We start from the raw sequence: 23,857 nt of genomic DNA, 5'->3' as shown, positions 1-23,857 counted from the left end.
GCAAACCTGCTTCCGCCACCCTCTGCTCTTCTACCCGCTATGAGGCGAGAGAAACTCAAGCCGATTTCCGTGGTTGTCCCGTAGGTAGAACCGGCGCATTCCAGGGAAATTGTCATCCCATTCGGGTGCATGCCCATGAGCTTCTATCCGCCGGGCCAGTGCATCGATGTCCCGAACGAGGATTCCGGGATGTGCCTTCCGCTGAGGACGGAAATTTTCCTCGACTCCTAGATGAATCTCTAGGTTATCGGCGCGCACCCACAGCCCACCACGCGCAGCCAAAATCGGTGGCTTTTGAACCTCCGTGAGCCCAAGGACTTCGAGGTAAAACTTCCGGCAATCATCCTCACCACCCGGCGGCAGTGCGAGCTGAATGTGGTGTAATCCGAAACCAAATTCAGGCACGAGGTGTTGCCTCGTATGGCTCAGCGATCATGCCCCCCCTCTTTCCCGCAGTACGCGTCGTCCCTTTTGAAGATACCGCGGTCGGAGGAACCACCCGTCAAGGAGCACCGCGAATATCTACGGTGAAAAACCGGACCGCAGACCGCAGCAGGTTCACTTGAGGAACTTGGACATCCGCCGGTCCGCCAGCAGCTTCCCGCCGGTCTGGCAGCTGGGGCAGTACTGCAGCGAGGAATCCGCGAAGGACACTTCCCGGACCGTGTCGCCGCACACCGGGCACGGCTCGCCGGTTCGGGCGTGCACGCGCATGGCTTTGCGCTTGGAATCCTTCAGCTCGCTGGCCGGTCGGCCGGAGGCGTGGGCAATCGCCGACTCGAGCACCTGGTGCATCGCCCAAAACAACCGCTCCACGTCCTCTGCATCCAGCTTCGAGGCGTTGGCGAACGGCGAGAGCTTCGCCGCGTGCAGGATTTCGTCGCTGTAGGCGTTCCCGATGCCCGCGATCGCCGACTGGTCCCGCAACAGCCCCTTGATCTGTCCCGAATGGGAGGCGAGCATCTGTGCGAAAGCCGCGTGGTCGACGTCGAGCGCGTCAGGTCCCAGCCGGGCGATGCCCGGTACATCCATCGGGTCCCTGACCACGTAGGCGGCCAGTGATTTCTTGGTGCCGGCTTCGGTCAGGTCGAACCCGGGCTGACCGGCGCCGTCGGCCGCGACGAACCGCACGCGCAGCGCAATGGGGCCCTTGCCGGGCCGCAGCGGTTCGGGCTTCAGCGCATCCGACCAGCGGAGCCACCCGGCCTTGGCCAGATGCATCACCAGGTGCGTCTGCCCGGCGGTGATGACGATGAACTTCCCGCGGCGCGAGACCGCGGACACCGGCTCGGCTCCCATCGTTTCCGGCGGCACGTCCGCCGTTTTCAACACGGAGAAGGACAGCACCTCCACTTTGGCCACCTGGGCCGGCGGGGCGTCGGTCGGGATGAGCTTCAGCCGCAGGAAGTCGACGAGTCCCTGCACTTCCGGCATCTCGGGCATGCCCTAACGATAACGGAAGCTTGCCCCTATGACCGGGCGGCTTGATCCTGGCCTACCCCCGACTCGATGATCATGCGCGCGACGTTGCGCGCATGCCTCACCGGAGCGGCCGGAGCTCCCCGCAGCAGGCTGCCCAGGACGCCGTTGTAAAGCAGCAGCAGCGCTGAAGCCAGCGCGTCAGGGTCGGGGCAACCGGCTTCCTGCGCCAGCCGTGCCAGCCGCTCCGTAACCATCTGCGTGTCCTGGCGGATCAGTGCGAAGACCGGGTCGGCCTCACCGTCCTTGGGCGTGGGCCGTTCCGACGCGGTGGCCAGGAAACTGCACCACTGGGTCGGGTTCGCTGCCGCACGGAAGGACTCGACGGCGTCAAAAACCGCGAGTAGCCGTTCCTCCGCGGACGCAGCGGCCGCTACGGCGTCATCCCAGTGTTCGCTCCAGGCCTCGAGCCGGCGGGAGAGCACTTCGCGCAGGAGGTTGTCCTTGGAACCGAAGTGCTTGTACAGGGTCACGATCGCCACCCCGGCCGATGCGGCAACGCGATCCACCCCCGTGACGGAGATGCCTTCTTGGAAGAAGTGCATCTCGGCGGCATTCAGGATGCGGTCGCGGGTAGTCAGGAGGTCAGGCATGGGGCTAGTGTAACGCTCGTTATGGCGTAACGGGCGTTATGGGTGGAGGTGCCCGGCATGGGCAGGACCGCGGCGGGTCGCCGAGCAGGCTCCGGCCTCAGCGTGGCGCTGGCCGGAATGCTGTTGATCGCGGCCACCTACGGCATGGCACGGTTCGGGGTCGGCCTCTTCGCCCCGCTCTTGGCCGCGCAGCGGCCGGAACTTACCGGGGTGCTGGGATGGGCTGCGGGCGCGCAGTTCACCTCCTATTCGGTGGCTGCCGTGGCGGCCTCCCGCTTCGTCGACCGCGCGCCTCGGGCCGGTCTCATCCTCGCCGGAGGCACTGCTGCCCTCGGCTGCCTGGGAGTGGCCGTTGCCTCATCCCCGGGCACGTTCGTGGCGGCTGTGTTCGTCGGCGGTATGGGCGGGGGCTTCGCCTCACCGGCATTGGTGCAGGTTATTGACGCGCTCGTGGCACGCCGCACCAGTGCGACGGCACAGTCCCTGGTGAACTCCGGAACCGCTGTCGGCGTCGTGGGAGCCGGCATAGTCGCCTCAGTGGTCACTTCGATTCACTGGGCATGGGCGCTCATGGCGCTGGTGTGCGCGGCGACGGCGGTCGCGGCGTGGTATCCCGTCCGGGCACGGGCGGATCTTGGCACCTCTGCCCGCCCGGCCTCCGCGCCGGCCTCGAACCCCGAACGCCATGGCCCGTGGCATCTTCTCATCGTCCCCGCCGGGGCCGCGGTCATTGCGGGCGCCGGCTCGGCCTTGATCTGGACGTTTGGACCATCGCTGGTTACGGATGCCGGTTCCGTGGCTGCCGCTCGGGTCGGATGGCTGTGGATCGCCTTGGGCCTGGGCGGGGTCCTCGGCATACTCACCGGGGCCCTGGTCCGGCGCATGGGAATGCAGGCAGCGTGGTCCTTTTTCGCCATTGTCCTGGCCATCGCCACTGCAGGGGTGTCGGTATCAGCAGCCACCGGCAGCGCTTGGGTGGCCTATGCCGGCATGGCCGTATTCGGTGCCGGCTACATGAGCCTGTCCGGCGTGCTCATCCTCTGGGCGCGCAGCGTGTGGCCCGGCGGTGCCGGAGCGGGGACTTCGTGGCTCTTCATCGCGCTGGCCATTGGACAGGCGCTGGGCTCCGCCGGTTTTGGGCTGGCTTACGGGGCCTTGCCGCCCGGTGTGCTGGCGTCCCTGGCCGCGGGCCTCCTCGTCCTCGGCGGTCTCACCGGTTTGTTCCGGTTGCGCCACCGCTAGGAGATCCTCTCCCGGAAGGAGCTCCCAGCGGACACCGGGTGGGTTCCGAAGCTCCAATCGGGCAGCCTGGGTTTCACCCCACCGCAAGTCCGGCCCCAAGCCGTGACTCTGTTGCCAGTCGGGGTTGTCAGTCGGCGAGTTCGACGACCTCGAACTCGAGCAGTTCCGACCCACTGGCCACCGGGGTCTTCGAGCCGTGATCGCGTGGCGCACGGTTGTCGCGCCAGTTCTCGAAGTCCTCACGCGTGGCCCACTGGGTGTACACGAAGTAGCGGTCTTCACCGGCGACCGGACGCAGCAACTGGAAGCCCTCGAACCCCGGTGCAGAGTCGACGGCGTGCTTGCGTGCGGAGAAGCGCGCCTCCAATTCGGTGCCCGAGCCTTCGGGGACCTTGAGCGCGTTGATGACGACGATGGACACGATGCTGCTCCTTTCGGGTCCGAACCGCCCGGACCATCATGGGTCCACGCTATCGCGTCCGGGCCCTCGCATTGCCGCGCGTCCCTACGTTACCGGCGCTGCCCAATGGGCAGGCCTTCGGGAAGGCGGCGACTGTTGGATTTAGTGATTCGCTGCACATAGGCTGCGTCCAAGGGCACGACGCCGGGCCGGCGGGGCCTGCCGCGGTACCGACCGCCGGGTTCGCGACATATGAGGAGCAGACGAGTGACGGGCAAGCAGAAGACGGTTCTCGAGGCGACGCTGGAGATGTTCCGCGCACACGGGATGACCACGATTTTCGGCAATCCCGGGTCGAACGAGCTTCCGTTCCTCGCCGGCCTGGGCGGGGACTTCGACTTCGTCCTCGGATTGCACGAGCAGGTGGTCGTGGGCATGGCCGAGGGCTATGCCCGAGCCACCGGCCGGCCCGCGCTGGTGAACCTGCACGCCGCCTCCGGGTCGGGCAACGCCATGGGCGCGCTGACCAACGCCCACTACGGGCACATCCCGATGGTCATCCTCGCCGGCCAGCAGGTCCGCCGCACCGTCGGCCAGGAAGTGATGCTCGCCAGCGCCGACGCCTCGGCCCTGCCGGCTCCGTTGGTCAAGTACTCGCACGAGCCGCTGGCCGCCGCCGACGTGCCGCGCACCCTGTCCCAGGCCGTGTTCGAAACCTGCACCCAGCCCCGCGGACCGGTCTACGTCTCGGTCCCCCTCGATGACTGGGCCGAGCCCGCCCTCGACGACGACGCCCTGCTCACCGACCGCTCGGTCACCACCGCCGGCGGCCTCACCGAGGACCTGGCCCGGGAACTAATCTCCGCGATCGACGGCGCCAAGAACCCGGCCCTGGTCGTCGGCCCGCAGGTAGACGCCGCCGCCGTCGAGGATCCCAGCGTGTTCGACGCCGTCGTGTCGCTGGCAGAGAAAACCGGTGCCTCCGTCTTCGTCGCCCCCTCCCCCTCGCGCGGCCCCTTCCCCACCACCCACCCGAACTTCGAGGCGGTCCTGGTCCCGGGCATCCAGTCCGTGCGCGACCGGCTCGCCGGCCACGACGTCGTGCTGGTCCTCGGCGCCGCCGTCTTCCGCTACCACCGCTGGGAACCCAGCAACTACCTGAAGGACGGAACCCAAGTCATCCAGCTGACACAGGACCCGGGCGAGGCGTCCCGGGCACCATTCGGCCGGTCCGTCGTCGCCGACGTGGCAGGGGCGGCCAAGACCCTGGCACAGGGCGTGAAGGACCGCGGCCGGCGGCGCGGCGAACCGGGCACCCGGGAGCTGCCGGCGGCCAAGACCTCCCCGGACGGCATGACCGGCACCGAAATCCTCGAAGTGCTGAACACCCACGTCAACGACACCGTCGCCTACGTTAACGAGACCACCACGCTGGACCTTGACTACCTCGAACGCATCGCCATCGACCGGCCGGGCATGTACCACTTCCCGGCCTCCGGCGGCCTGGGCTTCGGCCTGCCCGCAGCCGTGGGCATGTCCCTGGGCGCCCCGGAGAAAACCATCGTCGCGACCGTGGGCGACGGCTCCGCCAACTACGGCATCACCGCCCTCTACACCGCGGCCCGGCGGCAGACGCGGACCGTGTTCGTCATCGTCAACAACTCCGGCTACGGCGCCCTCGCCGGCTTCGCCCAACGCATGGGCGTGCCCGACGTCCCGGGACTTAAGCTCGGCGGCATCGACTTCGTCGCCATCGCCGAGGGCTACGGCGTCCCCGCCGAACGCACCACCACCCGGGAGGAATTCGAAGCCGCCTACCAAAAGGCACTGGCCGCCAACGGCCCGATCCTCATCGACGCACAGGTGGCCACCGGCTGAATCGCCGTAGGCCGGGCTACTGTCGATGGGCTACTTGAGCTCGATCTCGACGAACACAAAGTCGTCGTCGGACTCGTTGACGACGTTGTGTTCGCTGCCCGCCTTGCGGGTGTAGGAAACGCCCGCGGTCAACTGGCTGGCCGACGCGCCCTCGCGGGTCTCCAGGGTCAGGGAACCGGTGCTCATGGGCACCACGACATAGTCCACTGGATGTACATGCCAACCCGTTTCGGCACCGGGAGCAAACCGCCACTCCGTCACCGTCACCCGGTCGTTGTCGATCTGCACGGTGGCCACCGCGGGCGGGCGCCCACCGGTTTGTTGGTCCACGAAACCAGTCCGCACGTCGCGTTGCATGTTTCTCCTTCGGTCAGGAAATGGCTGTTCGTGGCCATCCTATCCGGCGCCTCGGCCATCCCGCAGCAGCCCTCCACGCCGGTGCCCCTCCCCTGGCCAAAACAGGGTAGGCCAGCCTCTACCGAACAGGGTTTTGAGCTTCTACCATTTTCTCTACTGCTCCACTGCGGGGAAGGAGGGGTGTGGGAACCATCGTCAGGAATTGCTCCCCAACGCCCCGCCCGAAGGCTGCGCGCGGATGCATCCGTCACTTGAATTTCCCGCATAACGCATCATGTGGCCCTTTCGACGAAACAGGTTTCAACAGGTCGATTTCGATGAACTGATGGCGTCTGCCCGTCGTCCGAAGAAGAAGCTCCGGCGTCGGCGCCTCGACTTGTGGCTGGTGAGCGTTGCCGTGGCGGCCCTGGGGGCCGGGGCGATCGTCGCACCCGCGGCGGTGGGCGTGTCCGCCGTCGGCAATTCCGTCCTGGACATGTGGCAAGGGCTGCCGACCGACCTGCCGGTGGAGCGACCGCTGCCGCAGCACACCGTTCTGCTGGACAAGGACGGCAAGGAATTCGCCCGGCTCTACAGCGAGAACCGGATCGACGTTGAGCTGGACCAGGTGTCGGAGGCCTTTAAGGAGACCCTGATCAACACGGAGGATGCCCGCTTCTACGAGCACCGCGGAGTCGATCCCCTCGGCATCACCCGCGCGTTGATCAACAACGTCACCAGCGAAAACGTCCAGGGTGCTTCCACCATTACCCAGCAGCTGGTCCAGAACATCCTGGTCAACCATGCCCGCAATGAAGACGAAGACAAGGTCGCGGTCGGCGATACCTATAACGCCAAGCTCCGCGAGATGAAGTACGCCGTCGCTCTGGAAAAGCAGCTGTCCAAGGACGAGATCCTCACGCGCTACCTGAACGCGGTCTATTTCGGCAACCGGGCCTACGGCGTGGAGGCCGCCGCCCGTGTGTACTTCAGCACGACGGCGGCGAAGCTCGACCACGCACAGTCCGCGCTGTTGGTCGGCCTGCTCAAGGCGCCGGTAACCTACGACCCGTTCACCCAGCCGGACGCGGCGAGCGCGCGGCGGAACACCGTGCTCCAGGTGCTGGAAAAGGAGGGAGTCCTGTCGGCCGGCGAGGCACAGAAGGTCCGCGAGGCCCCTCTGGGGGTGAAGCGCGGCTCCGTGCCGTCCAGCTGCGGCGGGTCCAAGTATCCGTTCTACTGCGAGGTGGTCCGCGAGGAAATCCTGGGCAACCCGGCCTTCGGCAAGACGGCAGACGCGCGGCAGGAGCGCTTCTACCTGGGCGGCCTGACACTGACGACGGCGCTGGACCGGAAGGCCGCCGACGCGGCCCAGAAGGCAGTGAAGCGGGCGCTTGGCAACGATAACCGCGCGGCCCTGGGAACCGCGATTGTCCGGCCGGGCAAGGGGCACGTGGTCGCCATCGCGCAGAACCGTGCCTGGGGCGAGGGTGACGGCAAGACCCAGGTTGTCTACGCCAAGCACGCCTTCCAGGTCGGTTCGGCCATGAAGCCGATCGTGCTCGCCGCCGCACTTGAGCAGGGCATCCCGACCTCCCAAAAGTTCAAGGCGGACGGCCCCTACCGCTCAAAGAAATTGGACAATCCGAAGGGCGGCTACATCAACTACGACAACGAGGACTACGGGGTCATCAATGCGTACCAGGCGATCCGTGCCTCGGTGAACGTCTACTTCATCAAGCTCGTCGAGCGCGTCGGGGTCGTCAAGGCCGCCGAAATGGCCAACACGCTGGGCATCACCTCCATCGACCCCAAGAAGCTTGGCGGCAGGGAGGGTTCCATTGCCCTGGGCGCCTACGAAGTCAACCCGCTGGAAATGGCCAACGCCTATGCCGCCTTCATGGGCGACGGCACGGTGTGCCGCCCCGTCACGGTCATCAAGGCAGTCCGCACCGGCACCGAAGAGGAGCTGCCGGTCCCCGACCCCGGCTGCCACCGCGCCATCGATCCGAAAGTCGCGGACACCGTCGCGGACGTACTCAAGGAACCGTTCAACCCGAGGGGCACCCTGGGACCGCGCCTCGAACTCGACGGCAACCGGGAAGCCGGCGCCAAGACCGGAACCACCAACGACTTCGCGGCCAACTGGATCGTCGGCGGCACTCCCCAGCTCACCGCCGCCGTCTGGCTCGGTGATCCCCGCGGCGGAGCAGAGTACCCGCTGACCCGCCTCACGGCCTACGGCAACACCTACACCGACCTGACCGGCTCCGAAGTCGCCGCCCCGGTGTGGAAGGAAACCATGGACGGCGCGCTCAAGGGCGAGAAGAAGGTCCCGCTGCCGGAAGCCCACCGTTCGATGACGAAGTAGGCATTGCCTCACCAGCCTTGCTCATCGTGGAACTACTGTGAGGCGACGATGGTTACGGCATTAAGGGCACACGTTCCAACCGTGATCCTTGTTCATCCATCCACGTCAGTACCGTGTCCCAGTGCCCGGCCCCTGGATCGATGAGCTGGACATGGTCCATGCCGGGCTGAACGCATAGTTCGATCCGGGCACCGTGTGTCCGGGCCCGCCGGACGAAGTCGCGGGTGTGATCCAGAGGCACGCGGACGTCGGCATCGCCATGCACCACCAAGGTGGGGATGGAGCGCGGTCGCTGCCGCACCGGCGATGCATCACGGTACAAGCCATGGCGGTCTGCGCCGTAATATTCGACGACGGCACCTTCCGCCAGGTTTTCTTCGTAAGTTCGTGCCACGTCCGTCACAGGCGCCAGCGCAACCAGCGCGTCAACCGACGCGTGGCTCAGCAGGACCAATTGCCCGCCCACCGAATGACCGATGGCAATCCGCGGCCCGGGCAGCTCCTGCGCCCAAGGACTTTCGGTAACCGCACGGATTGCCGCGTCAACGTCCTCCTGCGGTTCGGGCCACTCACTCTCCGCCGCTCCGCGCCGGTATTCGATGTTCGCCACCGCCCATCCACGGGAGGCCAGGTCGGCCGCCATCGGTTTCATCAGCGAGGCATCGAACTGGGCACGCCAGTAGCCGCCGTGCACTAGCAAGGTTAAGCCGACGGGTGCAGCGTGGCCGGCTGCATTCCGGCAAACAACGTGCTGGGAGGCATCCGACCCGTAGTGGATCGTCTGCATTTCTTCGGCGAGTCTGCTCACTTAACCTTCCCTTTCGGCCTGCCCGCACCGGTGAAAACGGATGCGGCTGACGGTTGGCCCGGGCCGCTGCCCGGGCCAACCGTCATCAGTCACCAGATGCCCTGCACCTTAGCCTGCCAGTGCTGGCTCGGCCGGACGCACTGGCTTCCAGCGTAGGTGCGGGTTGTCCGCTGACTCGTTGACCTCCCGGATCAGGGAGAGTCGCGGGCGGACCGCATCCGTGCGCGCGCTCGGCGGTTTGCGCCGTCCGGCCCGGAATTGTGGAATCCACGCGACGCCGTCGCCCCGGTAGTCCTGCTCCGCAGCTGCGTGCAGCGTCCAGTGCGGGTCATACAGGTGGGTACGTCCCAGAGCGATCAGGTCGGCGCGTCCGGCCAGCAGGATCGAGTTCGCGTCGTCGTAAGTGGAAATCGCCCCCACTGCGATAACAGCGATGCCGGCGGGGACGGCGACTTCCTGGCGGATCCGGTCCGCATACGGCGTCTGGTAGCTCCGGCCGAACTGAGGCTTCTCCCCCTTGGCGATCTGGCCGGTGGATACATCGATTCCATCAGCGCCGTGGGCCGCAAACGCCTTGGCGATCTGAACAGCTTCATCCAGCGTATTGCCGCCCTCGATCCAGTCTGTCGCGGAGATGCGTACCGTCAGCGGTTTCTCCGCCGGCCACGCAGCCCGAACCGCGTCGAAGACCTCCAGCGGGAAGCGCAGCCGGTTGTCCACACTGCCCCCGTACTCGTCCGCTCGGTGGTTGGCCACCGGAGACAGGAAGGAGGAGAGGAGGTAGCCATGCGCCGCGTGTACTTCCAGGAGGTCGAATCCGGCCTCGTCTGCCCGCTGTGTGGCGGCGACAAAGTCTGCCACGACCTTATCCATCTGGGCACGATCCATTTCCCGAGGAACCTGGTTGTCCGGTCCGTAGGGCAGCGGCGATGGGCCGACGACCTCCCAGTTGCCCGATTCCAGCGGCTGATCGATGCCTTCCCACATCAGCTTCGTTGACGCTTTGCGGCCGGCGTGGCCGATCTGGGCGCCGATCTTGGCGTCGGAATGCCCGTGGACGAACTCGGTGATGTCTTTCCATGCGTCGCGCTGTTCGTCCGTGTAGAGCCCGGTGTCGCCCGGGGTGATACGGCCTTCTGCCGAGACGCACACCATCTCCGTCATGACGAGGCCGGCGCCGCCCATGGCCTTACTGCCCAGATGCACCTTGTGGAAGTCGGCCGGCATCCCATCGGTGGCGGAGTACATGTCCATGGGCGAGACCACGATGCGGTTCTTCAGCTCCAGACCGCCGATGCGGTACGGCTGGAACATCGCCGGCGCGACCGATTCCAGACCCTGCGAGCTGGCAAAGTGTTCCTCCACCTTCAGCGCGAATTCGGGATCGCGCAACCGCAGGTTGTCCTGCGTGATGCGCCGGCTGCGGGTGAGCAGGTTGAAGGTGAACTGGACCGGGTCCTGCCCGGTGTATTGGCCCACGCGTTCGAACCACTCGAGGGACGCCTGCGCGGCGCGTTGGGTAGATTCCACCACTGGCCGCCGCTCGGTTTCATAGGCTTCCAGTGCCGTCTCCAGATTCTGGTGTTCGTGGAGGCATGCCGCCAGGGCCAGGGCATCTTCCATGGCCAGTTTGGTGCCGGAGCCGATGGAGAAGTGTGCGGTGTGCGCGGCGTCGCCGAGCAGCACCACGTTGCCGTGCCGCCAACTGCTGTTGCGGACGGTGGTGAAGTTCAGCCACTTGGAATTGTTGGCCAGTACCTGATGGCCCTCGAGCTCGTCGGCGAATATCTCCCGGATCTTCGCGATGGCTTTCTCATCGGAGACGCCGGGGGCAAACACCTCGTTCTCGGTTTCATCGAAGCCGGCAGCGCGCCAGACGTCCTCGGGCATTTCCACGATGAACGTGGAGCCCTGATCGGAGAACGGGTAGCCGTGGATCTGCATGACCCCGTGCTCGGTCTCTTTGATAAAAAACTTGAAGGCTTCGAAGACCAGGTCGGTACCCAACCACATGAATTTGTTCGGCCGCGGGTCCAGATTGGGGCCGAACGAGTCGGCGTACTTCGAGCGGATCTGGGAGTTTACGCCGTCTGCTGCCAGCACCAGGTCATAGCCGGCTTCGAGTTCCTCCACCGGGGGTGCCAGGGTTGAGAAGCGCAGGTCCACACCGAGTTCCGCACAGCGGTGCTGCAGCAGTTCGAGCAGTTCCTTACGACTCATGGCAGCGAAACCTTGGCCGCCCACGGCGATGGTTTCGCCCTGGTAGTGAATGTCGATGTCGGACCAGCGGGCGAATCGGCGGCTCATATACTCGGCCACCACCGGGTCCGCGTTGCCGATCCCGCCCAGGGTTTCGTCCGAAAAAACCACGCCGAAACCGAAGGTGTCATTAGCCGCGTTGCGCTCCCAGACGGTCACCTCGTGCGCCGGGTCCAACTGCTTCATCAGGGCTGCGAAGTACAGGCCGCCGGGGCCGCCTCCCACAATTGCGATTTTCATGTCTGTTGTCCTTCCGGTCTGGTCTAAGCCGGGCTGCCGGCCAGGTCTGCCCCTTGGCCGGCCTGCTCGCGGAGTTTGAAGTGCTGAAGTTTTCCGCTGGGGTTGCGCGGCAGTTCGGTCACGAACCTGATGTCCCGCGGGTATTTGTAAGGCGCGATGGTTGCCTTGACGAAGTCCTGGATGTCCTTGCGTGTGGCGTCGTCGCCGACCGCACCGTCGCGCAGCACCACGAAGGCGCAGACCACGCTGCCGCGTTCCGGATCCGGCCGACCGATCACCGCGTTCTCCACCACGTCCGGATGCTGGTCGATCGCCGCTTCCACCTCGGGGGCCCCGATGTTGTAGCCGGACGAGACAATCATGTTGTCCGACCGGGCCTGGTAGACGAAGTAGCCTTCCTCGTCGCGCAGAAACGTGTCGCCGGTAATGTTCCAGCCGTTCTGCACGTAGTTTGCCTGCCGCGGGTCGTCCAGATAGCGGCAACCGGTCGGGCCGATGACGGCCAGCTTCCCGGGCTGGTTGACCGGGGCTTCGTTGCCGTCGTCGTCCAACACCTTGGCGCGAAAACCCGGGATGGCAATTCCCGTCGCGCCCGGGCGGATGTCGTCTCCGGCGGCGGAAATGAACACATGCAGCATCTCGGTGGAACCGATCCCGTTAACCAGAGAGAGCCCGGTGGCCTCATGCACCGCCTCCCACGTCTCTCTGGGCAGATGCTCTCCTGCCGACACCGCAATGCGCAGCCCACGAAGGAGGTCCGCGCGGCCTTCCTTCAGGATGGCGCGGTACGCCGTGGGGGCCGTGAAAAGCACCGTAGCGCCGGCATTGGCCGCCTGTTCCGCCAACTGCACCGGGGTGGCACGTTCGGTCAGGAGCGCGGAAGCACCAAACCGCAGCGGGAAGACCACCAATCCACCGAGCCCGAAGGTAAACGCCAGGGGCGGGGATCCCGCGAACACGTCGTCGGCGGTGGGTTGCAAGATGTACCGGGCGAACGTATCCGCGTTAGCCAGGATGTCCCGGTGGAAGTGCATGGTGATCTTGGGCGTGCCGGTGGTACCCGAGGTCGGCCCAAGCAGGGCAACGTCGTCCGCCGCTGTGGCCACGTCGTCGAATTTGCCGCTCTTGGCAGCACACCTGACGGTGAGGTCATCGGGGTCGTCCGCCCCGTAGGTCATGACGGCGATGCCTTCCCCGACCGCCTCGGCAAGTCCATCAGCAAAGCGAGCATCAGTGATCGCTGCGGAGGGACGGGTCAACTGGCAGATGGTGGCGACTTCACTGGCGCGCAGCACCGGCATCGTGGTGACGACGACGGCACCGGCCTTGAGCACGCCCAACCAGGCGGCCGCCAGCCAGGGGTTATTGGGGCCGCGCAGCAGGACACGGTTACCCGGCACCACGCCGAAATCCTCGGTGAGCACCTGCGCCACTTGGTTGGCGCGCTGCTGCAGTTGGCCGTAGCTCCACGTCTGGCCGTCCGGAGTATGCAGGGCGGGCTGCTCGCTCCCGAAGGCGGTTACGGCCTCATCGATGAGCACCGTGGCAGCGTTAAGTCGGTCCGGATACTGCAGTTCGGGAAGGGTGAATTCCAGGATTGGCCACTGCTCAACGGGCGGCAGGTGGTCGCGCGTGAACGAGTCCACATGAGCTGACGGGGAAAGCTCCATGGCGTTCCTTTCGGAGAGAAAAATGGGCGGGGAGATGAAAGAGCGGGTTAGTCGGGCAGTGCGGAAGCATGTGGATGGCGCACATGCCTCCGCCAAGTTCAGCGCCCTGCGCGGATCATGCCTTCTTGCGCAACCGTGGCCAGCAGGCGGCCGTCGCGGTCGAAGAACCGGCCGGTGGCCAGCCCGCGGTTGCGCTGGCCGGAAACCGCTTCCTGGGAGTACAGCACCCAGTCGTCCACGCGGCCGTCGCGGTGGAACCACATGGAGTGGTCGAGGCTGGCGGTCACGAGTCCGGGTTGGGCCCAGTACTGGCCTTGCGCACGCAGGATCGGCTCCAGGATGGTGTAGTCGCAGACGTAGGCCAGCGCGGTGCGGTGCAGGTCCCGGGTGGCGCGCTCGTCGACTTGATCAGGCAGTTGCCCGAATGCCTTCACCCATACAGCTTGCTGCGGCACCTGTTCGCCCTCGATCTCCACATACACCGGGCCGGGCACGTGCCGCATGTCGAAACTGCGTCCCCGGGACCAGTAGGCAGCGGCGTCGCCTTCGACGCCTGCCAGCACGTCGGCGGCACTCCGCAGGGAATCCGGGTCTACGGAGGCCGGCATGTCCGGCTGGAATTCCGGTCCGTCCTCGGGCACCTGGAAGGAACCCATTGCGGCAAACACGGTCTTGCCGTCCTGCCAGCCTCGTACGCTGCGGGTGGAGTAGCCGCGACCGTCCCGCAGCTTCTCCACTTCGTAGCGGACCACGGCCCCAATATCCACCGGGCGCATGAAGTAGCTGTGCATCGAATGCAGCTGCCGGTCCTCGCCCACGGAGCGCATCATGGCCGCTGCGGCTTGGGCCACCATGTCGCCGCCGTAGGCCTTCGGCCACGGCACGTACTGGGTGGTCGCCTCGTAGGCTTCGTCGTGGACTTGAGGTTCAACGGCGGTCAGTTCGACAGCGCGCAGGAAGGTCTCGGCCGTCGGCGCCAGGCTTCCCTCAACGGTTACGGTGTCGGTATTCATGCCCGGCGGTATCCTTCCAACGTCTCGTCCGGAACTTCGTCCAGGTTGACCACAATGTTTTCGGGCGTGCGGGCCGTAAGCCAGACCAGCTCTTCTGTGACGGACATGTTCGCTTCCACGTGCGGCATGAACGGCGGCACGAAGACCCAGTCGCCGGCCGTCATGTCCACAAACTCGGAGTAGTCCTCGCCGAAGTAGATCCGGCCGTGGCCGCGCAGCACGTAGCCGCCGGTTTCGGCTTCGCCGTGGTGGTGGGGCAGCGAGCGGTAGCCGGGAACGTTCGAAACCTGGCCGAACCAGATCTTGGTGGCCGGCGTGTGCTGGATCGAGACGCCGGAGACGCGGACGCAATCGCCGGACTGGGCGGTGTTGGTGTCCTCGCTGCCGGACTTGGTGACGACCGGGACCACTTTCCCGTCCGCTCCGGCATACACCGAGTTGTCGCCCTCAGTGCGGTATTCGGTAGCTGCTTCAGTCATGTCGCTCCTCTGTTGTAGGGGTGGGTTGGAAGGCTATAGGGGTGAGTTGGAAGGCGGCTCCGCCGTCGTTGTTCCGGAAAGGGCCGGTGCCGGTTCCCGCTGGCCTTCCGCGGGCTGGATGCGAATCAGGTTCGTCAGGCGGCCGATGCCATCGATCTCGGTGCTGAGCACGTCGCCGTCGGCCAGGAAGCGCGGCGGAACCATGCCCATGCCTACTCCCCCGGGTGTGCCGGTCAGGACCACGTCTCCCGGGCGCAACGTAGTGAATTGCGAAATGTAGGACAGCAGTCTGGCCGGCCCGAACACCAGCGTGCGGGTGTGGCCGCGCTGTACCAGCTCGCCGTTTACGTAGCCGCGGACCTCGACTCCGGTTCCGTCGAATTCGTCGGCAGTCACCAGCACCGGTCCCAGCGGCGTGCTCGCGTCGAAAGCCTTGCCTTGGAACCACTGCAGGGTCCGGCGCTGCCAGTCGCGCATGGAGACGTCGTTGGCCACCGTGTAGCCGGCGATGGCGGCCGCGGCCTGGACTTCGTCGGCTCGGGTCAGGGTGGCCCCCACGACCACGGCCAGCTCGGCCTCCCAGTCCACGTTCTCACTGCCGGCCACCGTGAGTTGGTCCTCGGGACCGGCCAGGGTGTCCGCGAATTTGGCGAACAGCGTCGGATACTCGGGCAGCTCGCGGCCCATCTCTTGGATGTGGTCGCCGTAGTTCAGGCCGCAGCAGATCACCTTGCCCGGGCGCGGTACTACCGGCGCCAGTTGCCCGTCCTGGTGCCGGACGACGGCGGCGCTCGCCGCGGCGCGCACCGCCTCCTCGGCCTGAGCACGCCAGCCCGGCATCGCCAGCAAGGCTCCCACATCGGAGGCTGGCAACGGCACATAGGCGCCGGCCGTCGTTTGGACGGCGGCCGTGGTGCTGCCTGCTCCGGTGCGCAAGGTGGCCAATTTCATGCGATCTCTCCTTCGTATTTCGATGTGTCGACTTTTTTACGGCCGTCACATATGCTCAACGTACACGATCAGAACGATCCGCACCAGAGTTTTTTCCAAACTGACCAAACCGACCTACCAACGCCAGGAGAGAACACATGAGCCATCAGTCAGCCGTCGGAAACCGCACCATCAATCCGGCTTCACTGCCCAAGCCGTCCGGCTATGCGCATGGAATTTTGGCCGGAAACACCGTCTTCTTAGGCGGCCAGACCGCGCTGGACAAGGACATGCAGATTGTCCCGGGCGGCATTGTGGAACAGTTCCGCCAAGCGTTTTCCAACGTGCTCGCCACGCTGGAGGAAGCCGGCGGACGCCCGGAAGACCTTGTCAGCGTGACCATCTACCTCACCGATGTAGACGACTACTTGGCCAACGGCCGGGAAATTGGGCGGCTCTGGCGGGAAATGGCCGGCACTGAATATCCGGCGATGGCCGGCATCGGCGTCTCCCGGTTGTGGCAGAAGGAAGCGCTGATCGAAATCCAAGGCACCGCGGTGATCCCGGAGCGCTGAGTAAAAACGCAGAGCCACGGTGTGTGGGAGGGCGGAAATTTCCGCCCTCCCACATGTTTTCAGCCGGGGCCGACCACATCCCCGGCAGCGCCGGCGGTCAATGTCCCTTGAACGCCTCGGCAAGCCACCAGGCACCGCCGTCGGAGGCGATCCGTGCATCTGTCACCAGCGGCTTCGCACGAGGGCCCGCAAGCCACGCCGAAACCGCCGCTAGATCGTCCAGGCCGGTAACGGTTATCGCCTCGGCCCCGTAGCCCTTGGCTATCGCGGCGATGTCCACGAGCGGAAAGCGGACCACCTCAAGATCCTCGTCGTCTACGTCGAAGTGATGGACTTCGGCCCCGTAGGCGGAGTCGTTGTAGACGATGACCACCAGCGGAATCCGCTCCCGCACTGCTGTCTCCAGGTCAGCGATCGCCATCAGGAAGCCACCGTCGCCGGTGCCCAGGACCGGCAGGCGGTCCGGGCGGGCTGTGGCGGCGCCGATGGCAGTCGCGAGCCCGAGGCCAATGGATTGGAACGCCTGGGTGAAGCAGAATCCGAATTCGTCCGGCACCGACAGGTAACTGCTGGGGTAACCCATGAAGTTTCCGGAGTCGATGGACACCAGCCGGTCAGCCGGGAGGATCTTGTCCAGCTCCCGGCTGATGACGCGGGGGTCGATGACCTCATCAGTGGACAGGTCTTCTATCGCCACGGAGTTCCAGCGGGCACGGGCGGAGATCTGAGCGGCCATCTCCTGGGTACGCAGTCCGGCGGCCCGGTAGCCCTCGGCCTGCAGCACTTCCAGTACGGCCTGGGCCGTCTCGGCGCTGTCACCGAGTACGCCCAGTTCGATTGGCCGGTTAGCGCCGAGGGCCGAATCCTCGACATCGATCTGGGCCACTAGCGTGTTCGCCCCGATCAAGGACCCGTGCCTCATGGTCCACATGTTCAGTGCGCAGCCCCAGCCGACTATCAGGTCCGCGCTGCCAATTGTTTCCGCGGTGAAGGGGGAGGAAAACCCTCCGGATATTCCGAGATTGAAGGGATCTCCGGCGAAGAGCCCATGTGCCACTGCGGAGGTTGCCACCAGCGCCCCGGAGGCTGCGGCAAGCGCCGAAATCTGCGGACCCGCTCCGCGGGCGCCGCGTCCGGCGACAAAGACGGGACGCTGCGCGCCGCGAATCAGATCGGTTAACCGGGAGACCGATGCGGCGTCCGGACGGACGGCCTGCGGCACGGGGAGAGGTTTAACATCGGGCACGTCGGCAGACACAGCCGCCGCCTGGATATCCGTGGGCAGCGACAGCACCACCGTCCGGCGTTCGTTGACAGCGGTACGGTAGGCACGGACGGTGTCCGCTACGGCGCTCTCCGGCGAATGAACGCGTTCGGCGACGGCACCGACGCTTCGTGCCAGGACATCTTGGTCGATTTTGAAGTTGGAACGGATGGCCGAGGCCGCCGTATCCGCTGTCAGCACGATCATCGGAGTGCGGCTCTTAGCGGCTTCCCCGATCCCGGTGACGGCATTGGTCAGTCCGCAGCCTTGGTGGGTAGAAGCGATGCCCACCCTTCCGGACACCCGCCCGTACGCGTCGGCCATGGTCGCTGCGCCGGCTTCATGCCGGGCGGCGGTGAACGGGACGCCGTAGCGGCGCAACGCCGTGGTCGCAGTGAAGTTGCCGCTGCCTACTACCCCGAAAACGTGGCCCGCCCCCAGACGTGCCAGGGTGTAGCCGACGAGCTCTGCGACGTTGACGGGTGGACGGGCGTCTGCTTGCGGGCGTGCCTGTCGGCAGTTGTTGGTCGTAACGGTCAAGACGTATCCCTCCATGGGCGGGACCAGTCCAGCTCGGCAATGGTCCCGCAGTATCGATGAAATGACGGAAATGCCTCGGCTCCGGCTCGGCTCCGAGGCATTTCCGCGGTCAGCAGTTCGGCTAGCGGACGCCCACGTCGGCAGTTTCACCGCCTGGCTTCGTCGACGGCAGCGTTGGCGAAATGCGTTTCGGAATCAGCGCAACTGCTACCGCTGCGATAACGGCGACTCCGGCGAAAATGATGAAGTTCCACTCGAAGGGCAGTGCGGCGCTTCCGATCCATCCACCAATCAAGGGGCCGGAGATGGCTCCGATGCGAGCGAAGCTCAACGCCCAACCGGTGGCGGTGGCCCGCATATTTGCGGGATAGTAGTCGGCAATGTAGCCGGTCAGCACCAGCGAGGTAGAGATGGAGCCGATACCGGCGAACGCGACAAACAGGAGATTGACCACCATGTTGCCGGGGAATATCAGCAGAAGAATGCCTAGACCCCCGAGGAGGTAGAAGACCACCAGAATGAGCTTCTGACCGTACCTGTCTGCAGCCCTGCCCAAGGCCAGCCCTCCTGCAGCGGAGGCGAGGCTGAACACCAACAGGAAGGTCAGAGAGGAACCAAGGTCGTAGCCGGCGGATTTCATGATGGAAGGCAGCCAGGTGTTCAGCCCGTAGACCAGAACCATGCCGCAGAAGAGGGAAATCCAGAAGAATACTGTGGAGCGCAAGTACCGGGAAGAGAACATCGTCGTAATGGTCCGCCACCAGGGGTCGGTCTTGCCTTCTTCGACTGGCTTCGTTGGCACGGTCGGAACATAAGGAGCTATTCCCAATCGGCCGGCCAAAAGCTCAGCCTGCTGCCGCTTTCCGCTGGCCTCCAGATAGTCCAGCGACTCGGGCAGCAGCTTGGCGATAACCGGCAAGAGTAGAACCGGGACGGCGCCGATGGCGACCACCCAGCGCCAACCGGCCACCGGGAGCAAGAAGAGCGCCATGAGCGCCGCGGCAACGATGCCCAGCGAGTAGCCGGAGTACATGAGTCCGTAATTGTACGAACGATTTTTCGGAGCCGAATACTCGATAGTCAGCGCGGCGGCCACGGGAATGACGCCACCCATGCCAAGGCCGCCAATGAGTCGGAAAAGACCGAAGATTTCCGGCGTCGGAGCGACCGCGGCACCTGCTTGTGTCAGGGTGAAGATGACCATCGAGACCAACAGCATCTTTTTGCGCCCATACATATCGCTAAGGGTGCCGATAAACAGGGCACCGATGAGCATTCCAACCAGGGCGTAGGCTCCGAGTCCGCCGAGCTCCAAGGGCGTGAGGTCCCAGGCACGGTACTCCGCCAGCGCCGGCAGGACCGCACCAAGGACGCCGACATCGTAGCCTTCCGCCAGGATGGCCAGCCAGCAGCAAAAAAGCACCGTCTTCGTTGCCTTGGGCGGCACCCTGAAGGCGGGTGGGGATGTAGTTGTCATTCGGGTCTCAATTCATCATTCGGGACGAAGTGGGCGAGTGCTCTACGGGACGGGCAGGACTGCCGTTGTGCGGTTCTACTGCACCGCCCAAGGCATATGCTGACATCTTTACGAGCGTCATACTGGCACAACATAGGACAGGCTTGTGACGGGCGTCACCAGATTTCCACAAATGAATTTTGAAGACGAGGAGGCGTCACGCCGGCGTCGGCTTGCAACCCGTCGGCGGGGCCGGCAGACGCCTAAGCCGCACACCGTCCCGGCGTTCTGCGGCTATTGCGGTCCGGCTTCAGGCCGCGGCGTCGTCGGCGACCAGCGACTGTGCGTGGGCCTCGGCCAGCGGGCCGATCAAGCGATGAACCCCGAAAAATGTCTGCCGCGCGTCCGGGCCGCGCCAACCTTCAGGCAGGTACTTCAGCGGGAGTCCGGGATCCCGATACGGCAGTCGCCGCCACAACGTCAGCATGGGCACGTAGTACCGGAAAGCGTCCCGCCTGGTTTCCGCATCGGACGCGGCCAGCGCCCGCGCGGCGTCGTCCCCCACGCGCTCGGTCCACGCTGCCAGCGATCCACCGTAGTAGTCCAGGAATTCATCGATTTGGGCCGCCAACGCGTCGAGGTCCCACCACTGCGCCACCTTGGCTCGCATATCCGGCCCTTCCGAGTACTCACCCGTGAAGAATTCCACGTACTCGGCCAGGCCGCGGTCTTCGAGCCGCCGCCGGGCGCTCTCCCGGACTGCGGCCGGAGCAATCCAAACCCCCGCCGACATGGACCCGAAACCGAGCCGGGCCAGTTCGGCGCGAAGTTGGTGCCGGCGATCGCGCATCGACTCCGGCACCGAGAAAATCGCCAGCACCCATCGGCCTTCCGGCTCCCCGCGGTGCGGCGCGAAAATGCGCTCATCGCCTTCCTGCACTATCTCCAGCGATCGCGGCGACAACTCGTATCGCGCCGCGCCGCCGCTGCGAACGCTGTTGAGCACGCCCTTCGCCTTCATGCGCGAGACCGCCGAACGCACCCCCGGGGCGTCGTGCCCCAGGTCGCCGAGCATATGGATCAGCACCGACACGGGCAGCGCGGATCCGCCTCGCCGCCCGTACAAGCCGTAGATGGTGAGGATCAACTGCTGGTGCTGCAGTTGCGGCGCTGGAATCTCCATCATGCTTTCAGGATTCCCGCACCCACCGGACGAAAGCCGGCACCGCAGATGGCGGCGCGCATATGGTCGGGCCACGGCTGCGCGCCGCCGCTGTCGGCCGGTACGTAAACAGTGGTAAAGGTTCCGTCGGCCGCCAGACCCCCCGGCGACTGCTCATGCGGCTGGCCGTGGACCTCGAACGCGAACGTCAGGGACGTCCGACCCAACTCCTGCACGGACAACCGCGCGGTCACCCGCTGGCCGAACCACAGCTTGGCCCGGTAGTTGATCACCTGCTGCACGCGCGGGGCGCTGGGGAAGTAATCGGGCAACTGCAGCCGGCGAAACAGTTCGGCCTCAGCAGCCTCCACCCACCGCATGATCACGGAATTGTGCTGGTGGCCCGCCGCGTCGGTATCGACCCACTCAACGGTCCGTTCGATGCTGACCTCCGGCAGGCCGCCGTCATTCCGCTCCATGGTTCTCCTTTCGCTGCAGACCACATCCATCCTATGGCGCAACGGTGACGGAGCGCCCTGCCGGGTCGATAGACGACGGCGGCCTTCCGCCGTCAGCCGTTGAACACGAACCGCTCCTGCAGCCGATTTGCCGTGCGGTCCGGGTTGAGCATAATGACGCTCAGGATCCCGACCGCGACGAGGTAGATGCCGATCATCCAGAATGCCGAGTTCATCCCCGCGGCCAGCCGGGCGGCCATCTCGCCGGTATCGGCAGCACCCTTGGGGCCTATGACATAGCCGGCACGGTCCATCAGTCGGCCGACCATCGCCGGAGCGATCACGCCGCCGAGCGAGGCCAAACCGGTCAAGGTGGCCATCACGGCACCACGCTGCTTGGCACAGACGCTGAAGGCCAAGGCCGTCGGAGCCAGCGGAAAGACCAGCGCCAGACCGGCGCCAAGCGTCACAAAGACCACCGCTGCCGCGCCACCAACCTGCGGCAGCACCAGGAAACACACACCCGAACACAGCAGCGATGCGCCGAACAGCGCCCCCAGTGCCCAGCGAACGGTCACACCGCGCTGCATGAGGAACCGGGACGTGTAGCCGAGCACCAGCAGCGCCAGCGCGCCGAGGACCCAGGGGAAGGTGGAGACGAGCCCAATCATCTCGGGAGAAAGCTCGACGACCGAAGCGAGGTATTTGGGCGACCAGGTGGTCAGGAATCCCTGCGCCCAGAAGCAACCGGCTCCCGCCAGGACAGCGCACAGGAACATGCGAGTGCCGAGCACACGTCGGATCGGGACTATCTTGAGCAGGTCCGAACGGTCAGCGATACTTGCGGTCGCGGGAGCGGGCGCAGGTCGCTCCTCTGCCGCCGCAGCAACAAAAGTTGGCTCCTCACCGCCCGCCTTGCCGGACTCTGATCTGGCAGTGTGGCTATAAGGACCTTCGCGCCCTATAAACAGCCAGGCAAGCGACCACAGCAATCCCACGATCCCCAGAAATCCGAACGCCCAGCGCCAGCCCAGGTCGGGATGCGCGATGATCCAGGCCAGCATCGGAGCTGCGATGATGGGCCCCAGCGTGGAGCCAATAGCGACCATGCTGCTGGGCAATCCCCGCTCCTTGGCCGGGAACCAGCCGTGGACGTGCTGCAGGCTGATGGGAGTGGCCGGACCCTCTGCGGCGCCCAGGATGATCCGGGTAACCAGCAGGACGGCCGCGCCGCCGCCGAAGAGCATCGGGAACTGCAGCACCGCCCAGGAAATACCCATGGCCAGCAGGATCCAACGCGTCGGCACCTTGCCGGCCAGGAAGCCCACGGCCACGGCAGCTGCCGCGAAGAGAAAGAAGAACGCGCTGCCAATGAAGCCGAACTCACCGGCGCTCAGGTTGAGCTCCTGCATCACGGGCGCTGCGACCAGGCCGAGCACCGCCTTGTCCGCGAAGTTGATGATCTGAAAAACCACCAGCGCTCCCGTGACCAGCCAGGCTCGACGATTCATCCGTCCATACCTGACCGCTGCCCGGAGGGTATGCGGCGGGATCAGCTCCTCTTGCCCGGTCGCCTCCCGGGCCTGCTGCGCGCTCATACTCCGACCTCCACGGTCTCGGCTGCGACCACAGCCTCCGCGGCCCCGGCCGCCGACGGCGCACCCACCGGGAACCCCGGTGGCAGGACGAAAACGTCATTGTCTTCGGCCACGTCGACCGGACCCCCGAAGTCGGCGGCAGCGGCCTCCTGCATTTTCTGTGTGTCAGCCGCACCCGGCGTATTCGGCACCACATGGTGCAGCACCAGCCGCCCCACACCTGCACGTGCGGCCACCTTGCCCACTTCGGTGTAGGGGGTGTGCGATTCACGCAGGTGGATTTCTATGCCGTTGCGGGTGGGCCCGTCCGGGAAGGTCGCGAGGATGGCTTCCAGATCCATCACCTCGTGCAGCAGCAGCTCGGCGCCCTGCGCAAGCCGGATGCAGTTCTCCGAATAGGCTGTATCGCCGGATATCACCACCGAACCGTACGCCGAGTCGAAACGGTAGGCGAAGGCCGGGAAACACAGCCGGTGGTCCACCAGAATGGCGCTGACGGCAACTTTGTCGTCCCGGTAGATCTCGAAGGGCTCCATCTCGGGATGTCGGTTGTAGACAGGGTCTGCTGCCGCCGATGCTGGTATCTCAATATCTGCGGCAACCACCCAGTCGTTGGGGTCGGCGCGCCCTTCATCGGCCATCCGGATGCAGATATCAGAGGCGAAAACCTTGTCCAGCAGCGCGCCCACCATCTCGCGGGTACCTGTCATGCCGCGGTTGCCGAACCGTGCGCTGATCTGCCCGGCATGCTCGTCATCCAGAGCCGGCACGCGCTCAGGACGGCCCGGCCCCAGAATCTGGATCTGCCGACTAAAGGACTCCCCGGGGACCTGCCAACCCGTGACCAGGAACGAGCCTAGGTCGTACACGTGATCGGAGTGGTGGTGGGTCAGGAAAATCCCCCGCAGTTCGCCCCACGTAGAGCTGGAGCGGTAGTTGCGGATGCTGCCCATTCCGCAGTCCACAACGTAGACAGCGTCATCTACGCGGATGGCGGTGCTGGTTCCTGCGCGACTGCTGGAGACAATCGGACCGCCTCCAGTTCCGAGCGTGTGAACGCTCATACCCTGCGGTGCTGTAGCCATGTGCCCTCTTTCCTTCGGTAG

21 protein-coding genes are annotated in these 23,857 nt (G+C 65.6%); 4 read left to right on the top strand and 17 right to left on the bottom strand.

From position 1 onward, the window contains the following. Positions 1 to 30: 30 nt before the first annotated feature. The 3 genes from AC5RUP_RS06395 to AC5RUP_RS06385 all read right to left on the bottom strand — a co-directional run bounded on the left by AC5RUP_RS06395 (position 31) and on the right by AC5RUP_RS06385 (position 2,072). Positions 31 to 405, bottom strand: a complete 375-nt coding sequence (locus AC5RUP_RS06395) for a VOC family protein (RefSeq protein ID WP_494090600.1) — start codon at positions 403 to 405, stop codon at positions 31 to 33. A gap of 153 nt (positions 406 to 558) precedes the next feature. Continuing rightward, positions 559 to 1,443: a DNA-formamidopyrimidine glycosylase family protein gene (locus AC5RUP_RS06390; RefSeq protein ID WP_494153312.1), complete on the bottom strand. Its 885-nt coding sequence runs from the start codon at positions 1,441 to 1,443 to the stop codon at positions 559 to 561. Between the two features lie 26 nt (positions 1,444 to 1,469). After that, the gene (locus AC5RUP_RS06385; protein ID WP_494090602.1) at positions 1,470 to 2,072 is read right to left on the bottom strand and encodes a TetR/AcrR family transcriptional regulator; all 603 of its coding nucleotides are present in this window, start codon (positions 2,070 to 2,072) and stop codon (positions 1,470 to 1,472) included. A gap of 57 nt (positions 2,073 to 2,129) precedes the next feature. Between AC5RUP_RS06385 and AC5RUP_RS06380 the strand changes: the two genes are divergently transcribed. After that, the gene (locus AC5RUP_RS06380; RefSeq protein WP_494153311.1) at positions 2,130 to 3,314 is read left to right on the top strand and encodes an MFS transporter; all 1,185 of its coding nucleotides are present in this window, start codon (positions 2,130 to 2,132) and stop codon (positions 3,312 to 3,314) included. Between the two features lie 127 nt (positions 3,315 to 3,441). On the opposite strand, the gene AC5RUP_RS06375 is transcribed toward AC5RUP_RS06380, so the two are convergent. Beyond that, positions 3,442 to 3,735, bottom strand: coding sequence for an antibiotic biosynthesis monooxygenase family protein (locus AC5RUP_RS06375; RefSeq protein ID WP_494068400.1), 294 nt, complete (start codon positions 3,733 to 3,735; stop codon positions 3,442 to 3,444). A gap of 246 nt (positions 3,736 to 3,981) precedes the next feature. Between AC5RUP_RS06375 and mdlC the strand changes: the two genes are divergently transcribed. Then, on the top strand, positions 3,982 to 5,592 hold the full coding sequence (gene mdlC / locus AC5RUP_RS06370) for a benzoylformate decarboxylase (protein WP_494153310.1): 1,611 nt from the start codon (positions 3,982 to 3,984) through the stop codon (positions 5,590 to 5,592). A 30-nt stretch (positions 5,593 to 5,622) separates the two neighbouring features. On the opposite strand, the gene AC5RUP_RS06365 is transcribed toward mdlC, so the two are convergent. Next, on the bottom strand, positions 5,623 to 5,949 hold the full coding sequence (locus AC5RUP_RS06365) for a cupin domain-containing protein (protein WP_494153309.1): 327 nt from the start codon (positions 5,947 to 5,949) through the stop codon (positions 5,623 to 5,625). Positions 5,950 to 6,274: 325 nt separating this feature from the next. Here AC5RUP_RS06365 and AC5RUP_RS06360 point away from each other — a divergent pair, with 325 nt between their 5' ends. Beyond that, the gene (locus AC5RUP_RS06360) at positions 6,275 to 8,299 is read left to right on the top strand and encodes a transglycosylase domain-containing protein (protein WP_494153308.1); all 2,025 of its coding nucleotides are present in this window, start codon (positions 6,275 to 6,277) and stop codon (positions 8,297 to 8,299) included. Between the two features lie 52 nt (positions 8,300 to 8,351). Here AC5RUP_RS06360 and AC5RUP_RS06355 read toward each other — a convergent pair whose 3' ends face one another. The 6 genes from AC5RUP_RS06355 to AC5RUP_RS06330 form a co-directional block, all read right to left on the bottom strand. Further along, positions 8,352 to 9,107 (bottom strand): alpha/beta hydrolase family protein, encoded by a 756-nt coding sequence (locus AC5RUP_RS06355; protein WP_494153307.1) that lies wholly within the window; start codon positions 9,105 to 9,107, stop codon positions 8,352 to 8,354. Between the two features lie 108 nt (positions 9,108 to 9,215). Beyond that, the gene (locus AC5RUP_RS06350; RefSeq protein ID WP_494153306.1) at positions 9,216 to 11,606 is read right to left on the bottom strand and encodes a bifunctional salicylyl-CoA 5-hydroxylase/oxidoreductase; all 2,391 of its coding nucleotides are present in this window, start codon (positions 11,604 to 11,606) and stop codon (positions 9,216 to 9,218) included. Positions 11,607 to 11,629: 23 nt separating this feature from the next. After that, positions 11,630 to 13,276, bottom strand: coding sequence for an AMP-binding protein (locus tag AC5RUP_RS06345; RefSeq protein ID WP_494153305.1), 1,647 nt, complete (start codon positions 13,274 to 13,276; stop codon positions 11,630 to 11,632). 98 nt (positions 13,277 to 13,374) lie between these two features. Then, entirely contained in the window at positions 13,375 to 14,289 is a 915-nt protein-coding gene (locus tag AC5RUP_RS06340; RefSeq protein ID WP_494153304.1) for an acyl-CoA thioesterase, read from the bottom strand. Beyond that, positions 14,286 to 14,768, bottom strand: a complete 483-nt coding sequence (locus tag AC5RUP_RS06335; RefSeq protein WP_494153303.1) for a cupin domain-containing protein — start codon at positions 14,766 to 14,768, stop codon at positions 14,286 to 14,288. Before AC5RUP_RS06335 ends, AC5RUP_RS06340 begins: the two co-directional genes overlap by 4 nt. 33 nt (positions 14,769 to 14,801) lie before the next feature. Then, a complete protein-coding gene (locus AC5RUP_RS06330) occupies positions 14,802 to 15,719 on the bottom strand; it encodes a fumarylacetoacetate hydrolase family protein (protein ID WP_494153302.1) in 918 nt (305 codons plus the stop codon). Between the two features lie 137 nt (positions 15,720 to 15,856). On the opposite strand from AC5RUP_RS06330, the gene AC5RUP_RS06325 reads away from it, so the two are divergent. Then, on the top strand, positions 15,857 to 16,273 hold the full coding sequence (locus tag AC5RUP_RS06325; RefSeq protein WP_494153301.1) for a RidA family protein: 417 nt from the start codon (positions 15,857 to 15,859) through the stop codon (positions 16,271 to 16,273). A 97-nt stretch (positions 16,274 to 16,370) separates the two neighbouring features. Here AC5RUP_RS06325 and AC5RUP_RS06320 read toward each other — a convergent pair whose 3' ends face one another. The 6 genes from AC5RUP_RS06320 to AC5RUP_RS06295 form a co-directional block, all read right to left on the bottom strand. Then, a complete protein-coding gene (locus AC5RUP_RS06320; protein ID WP_494153300.1) occupies positions 16,371 to 18,077 on the bottom strand; it encodes a thiamine pyrophosphate-binding protein in 1,707 nt (568 codons plus the stop codon). A gap of 121 nt (positions 18,078 to 18,198) precedes the next feature. Further along, the gene (locus AC5RUP_RS06315) at positions 18,199 to 19,554 is read right to left on the bottom strand and encodes an MFS transporter (protein WP_494153299.1); all 1,356 of its coding nucleotides are present in this window, start codon (positions 19,552 to 19,554) and stop codon (positions 18,199 to 18,201) included. 289 nt (positions 19,555 to 19,843) lie between these two features. Next, on the bottom strand, positions 19,844 to 20,719 hold the full coding sequence (locus tag AC5RUP_RS06310; protein ID WP_494153298.1) for a PaaX family transcriptional regulator: 876 nt from the start codon (positions 20,717 to 20,719) through the stop codon (positions 19,844 to 19,846). Further along, positions 20,716 to 21,174, bottom strand: a complete 459-nt coding sequence (locus AC5RUP_RS06305) for an acyl-CoA thioesterase (protein WP_494153297.1) — start codon at positions 21,172 to 21,174, stop codon at positions 20,716 to 20,718. The genes AC5RUP_RS06310 and AC5RUP_RS06305 overlap by 4 nt, the downstream gene beginning before the upstream one ends. Positions 21,175 to 21,266: 92 nt before the next feature. After that, positions 21,267 to 22,751: an MFS transporter gene (locus AC5RUP_RS06300; protein WP_494153296.1), complete on the bottom strand. Its 1,485-nt coding sequence runs from the start codon at positions 22,749 to 22,751 to the stop codon at positions 21,267 to 21,269. Beyond that, the gene (locus AC5RUP_RS06295) at positions 22,748 to 23,815 is read right to left on the bottom strand and encodes an MBL fold metallo-hydrolase (RefSeq protein ID WP_494153315.1); all 1,068 of its coding nucleotides are present in this window, start codon (positions 23,813 to 23,815) and stop codon (positions 22,748 to 22,750) included. Before AC5RUP_RS06295 ends, AC5RUP_RS06300 begins: the two co-directional genes overlap by 4 nt. Positions 23,816 to 23,857: the final 42 nt, after the last annotated feature.

The sequence above is a fragment of the Arthrobacter sp. Y3223151 genome (assembly GCF_059091125.1).
The sequence above is the reverse complement of the archived record's forward strand: the minus strand, read 5'-3'. Positions and strand labels throughout refer to the sequence as shown.

Coding starts and splice junctions, on each gene's coding strand:
- AC5RUP_RS06350 (WP_494153306.1), bottom strand. CDS start 11,606: ATGAAAATCGCAATTGTGGGAGGCGGCCCCGGCGGCCTGTACTTCGCA.
- AC5RUP_RS06325 (WP_494153301.1), top strand. CDS start 15,857: ATGAGCCATCAGTCAGCCGTCGGAAACCGCACCATCAATCCGGCTTCA.
- AC5RUP_RS06390 (WP_494153312.1), bottom strand. CDS start 1,443: ATGCCCGAGATGCCGGAAGTGCAGGGACTCGTCGACTTCCTGCGGCTG.
- AC5RUP_RS06385 (WP_494090602.1), bottom strand. CDS start 2,072: ATGCCTGACCTCCTGACTACCCGCGACCGCATCCTGAATGCCGCCGAG.
- AC5RUP_RS06295 (WP_494153315.1), bottom strand. CDS start 23,815: ATGAGCGTTCACACGCTCGGAACTGGAGGCGGTCCGATTGTCTCCAGC.
- AC5RUP_RS06300 (WP_494153296.1), bottom strand. CDS start 22,751: ATGAGCGCGCAGCAGGCCCGGGAGGCGACCGGGCAAGAGGAGCTGATC.
- AC5RUP_RS06330 (WP_494153302.1), bottom strand. CDS start 15,719: ATGAAATTGGCCACCTTGCGCACCGGAGCAGGCAGCACCACGGCCGCC.
- AC5RUP_RS06315 (WP_494153299.1), bottom strand. CDS start 19,554: ATGACAACTACATCCCCACCCGCCTTCAGGGTGCCGCCCAAGGCAACG.
- AC5RUP_RS06310 (WP_494153298.1), bottom strand. CDS start 20,719: ATGATGGAGATTCCAGCGCCGCAACTGCAGCACCAGCAGTTGATCCTC.
- AC5RUP_RS06365 (WP_494153309.1), bottom strand. CDS start 5,949: ATGCAACGCGACGTGCGGACTGGTTTCGTGGACCAACAAACCGGTGGG.
- AC5RUP_RS06380 (WP_494153311.1), top strand. CDS start 2,130: ATGGGCAGGACCGCGGCGGGTCGCCGAGCAGGCTCCGGCCTCAGCGTG.
- AC5RUP_RS06305 (WP_494153297.1), bottom strand. CDS start 21,174: ATGGAGCGGAATGACGGCGGCCTGCCGGAGGTCAGCATCGAACGGACC.
- AC5RUP_RS06345 (WP_494153305.1), bottom strand. CDS start 13,276: ATGGAGCTTTCCCCGTCAGCTCATGTGGACTCGTTCACGCGCGACCAC.
- AC5RUP_RS06335 (WP_494153303.1), bottom strand. CDS start 14,768: ATGACTGAAGCAGCTACCGAATACCGCACTGAGGGCGACAACTCGGTG.
- AC5RUP_RS06340 (WP_494153304.1), bottom strand. CDS start 14,289: ATGAATACCGACACCGTAACCGTTGAGGGAAGCCTGGCGCCGACGGCC.
- AC5RUP_RS06360 (WP_494153308.1), top strand. CDS start 6,275: ATGGCGTCTGCCCGTCGTCCGAAGAAGAAGCTCCGGCGTCGGCGCCTC.